The sequence below is a fragment of the Spirillospora sp. NPDC049652 genome, from assembly GCF_040675125.1.
Lineage (GTDB): Bacteria > Actinomycetota > Actinomycetes > Streptosporangiales > Streptosporangiaceae > Spirillospora.
This window is the reverse complement of record NZ_JBFAOF010001454.1, coordinates 1-1,302: the sequence shown is the minus strand read 5'-3', so window position 1 is coordinate 1,302 and position 1,302 is coordinate 1. Positions and strand designations below refer to the sequence as shown.

Here is a 1,302-nt window from a genome sequence, read left to right as displayed (position 1 = left end):
GGTCGTGCCGCCGGGCACGTCGTACTGCGGTTCGGGGTGCCGCGCCGCGGCGTGCTCGGCCGGGGCCGCGGCCGCGGCCTCACCGGGGCCGGTGAGGTGGTTCCCGATCAATACCAGGTAGAGGCCCGCCCCGACGACCCCGCCGATCAGCGGGCCGGCGATCGGCACCCAGAAGTAGAGGTCGTGGTTCTGGTCGCGCCACGCCCCGCCGTACCCGGTGATGTACTCGGCCAGGCGGGGGCCGAAGTCGCGGGCGGGGTTGATGGCGTACCCGGCGTCGGTGCCCCACGCCATCCCGATCGCGACGACCAGCAGGCCGATGACGACGGGCGCGAGGTTGGCCAGCGGGGGCTGGTTCCTCAGGTCGGTGAGGGCGAGGACGACGAACAGCAGGATCGCGGTGCCGATGACCTGGTCGCGCAGCGCGCCCCAGGTGCTCACCGGGAGCGTTCCATTGCCGGGCAGGGTGGAGAACACGCCCTGGGTCTTGATGGTGTGGCCGGGATCGGCCTTGGCCAGCACCTCGGTGTAGTTCCAGCGGACGATCAGCGCCGCCACGAACGCCCCGGCGACCTGGGCGCCCACGTACGGGACGACCTTGCGCCAGGAGAAGCCCTGGAAGACCGCCAGGGCGAGGGTGACCGCCGGGTTGAGGTGGCCGCCGCTGATCGTGGCGGCCACATACACGCCGAGGGTCACGCCCAGGCCCCAGGCCCAGGCGATGCTGTCGTGGTTCCCGATCCCGCCCGCGACGACCTGGGCCACCACGCCCACGCCGAACAGGATCAGGATCAGGGTCCCGGCGAACTCGGCGGCCATCTCGCGGCCCAGCCCGGTCAGCCGGAAGGACGTTCTCAGTCGTTCCGCCATGCTCTTCCTCCTCGGGGGCGGTGTGACGTGAGACACAACTGCCGCGACGGTAAGTACCGCGGAGGAAAACGGTCAACCCCTATCCCGCGCGCCGGATTCAGGTATATGAGGGGCTCGCGTGCCCGCCGTCACGCGCCACGCCGGGGCGGGCGCGGACACCGGGGACCAGGGACGGTCCCGGGAGACTACGGCTATGACGCGAGCCCAGGACGCGCCGGACCCGGCGCCCGCCGTGGGGCCGGTCTTCGGCGCCGAGGTGATGGCGACCGGCATCCTCTCGGCCGGCCTGCACCTGGCCGGATCCGAGGTGCTGTCGGTGGCGCTGCTGGTCCTCGCCGCCCTGCTGTGGGTGCTGCTGTGCGCCCTGTTCGCCGAGCGGCTGCTGCGCGAGCCGCGCCGCTGGCGGGACGAGGCGTCCGTCCCCGCGGCGCT

At 72.9% G+C, this 1,302-nt stretch carries 2 protein-coding genes; one reads left to right on the top strand and one right to left on the bottom strand.

Annotated elements, in window-relative coordinates:
• Positions 1–870 (bottom strand): MIP/aquaporin family protein (locus tag AB0J52_RS41050; RefSeq protein WP_500188661.1); only part of this gene is annotated, 870 nt, incomplete at its 3' end.
• A gap of 193 nt (positions 871–1,063) precedes the next feature.
• Here AB0J52_RS41050 and AB0J52_RS41045 point away from each other — a divergent pair.
• Positions 1,064–1,302 (top strand): SLAC1 family transporter (locus AB0J52_RS41045; protein WP_500188660.1); only part of this gene is annotated, 239 nt, incomplete at its 3' end.